Raw genomic sequence first — 913 nt, 5'->3', positions numbered from 1 at the left:
CGCCACGCCCGCCCGCGCGGTCGCCGCGCGCGGCGTGCCGTACGGGCTCGCGCTCGCGCTCGGCGGTGCGCTGGCCGTCTGGGCGCCGTTTCCGCACGCGGTTTCGCTTACCTAGCCGGGGGACGCACGCCGCCATGCCCAAACCTCTGAGAATGGCCGTGCTGATCATCGCTGCCGGCATCGGCGCATTCATCCTGCGCGAACTGTACGTTGCCGCGTCGACGCCGTCGGCACCCGGCGCACCGGATCAGGCGCGCGTGCGTGTCGCGGCCGCCGATCTGCCGGAAGGGCTGCTGCTGCGCGACAACGATCTCGCATGGAAGCGCATGCCGCGCGCACAGGTGCCGCCGGGCACGTTCGTCGAGTCGCAGCCGGGCGCCGACCTGAAGGGCGCGCTGCTGCGCAATCGCGTCGGCGCCGGCACGCCGATTCGCACGGACAACGTGATTCCGGCCGACGCGCCGGATTTTCTCGCGGCCGCGCTGCAGCCCGGCATGCGCGCGATCTCGGTGCCGGTCGACGACGTGTCGGGCAACGCGGGGCTGATCCAGCCGGGCGACTTCGTCGACGTGGTGCTCACGCAGCAGATCGGCGGCTCGGCGACGTCGCCCGGCACCTTCGAAGCGGAGACGGTCGTGCGGCGCGCGCGCGTGCTAGCGGTTGGCTCGGAATTCCAGCGCGCGAAGACGCCCGCGAGTGCGCCGGACGCGACGGCGCGAGCGCGTACGGTCACGCTCGAGGTCGCGCCGCGCACCGCGCAGGTCGTGCTGGTCGCGACGCGCCTCGGCTCGCTGTCGCTCGCGCTGCGCAGCTTCGTGACCAGCGACCGGCGGCAACCGGCGGGCGGCGACGAGCAGGAGCCGGATACGCAGCCGGTGTGGGCCGGCGACGTGTCGCGTGCGGCCCGCGAGGC

Annotated in this window: 1 protein-coding gene; it reads left to right on the top strand. The window is 74.2% G+C overall.

From position 1 onward, the window contains the following. Positions 1-134: 134 nt before the first annotated feature. Positions 135-913: Flp pilus assembly protein CpaB (gene cpaB, locus ACPUER_RS36895; RefSeq protein WP_425133597.1), on the top strand; the 779-nt coding region annotated here is incomplete at its 3' end.

The organism is Burkholderia sp. DN3021 (assembly GCF_049805555.1).
GTDB classification, from domain to species: domain Bacteria; phylum Pseudomonadota; class Gammaproteobacteria; order Burkholderiales; family Burkholderiaceae; genus Burkholderia; species Burkholderia pyrrocinia_C.
Note: the sequence above shows the minus strand (reverse complement) of the source record. Positions and strands in the feature narration are given on the sequence as shown.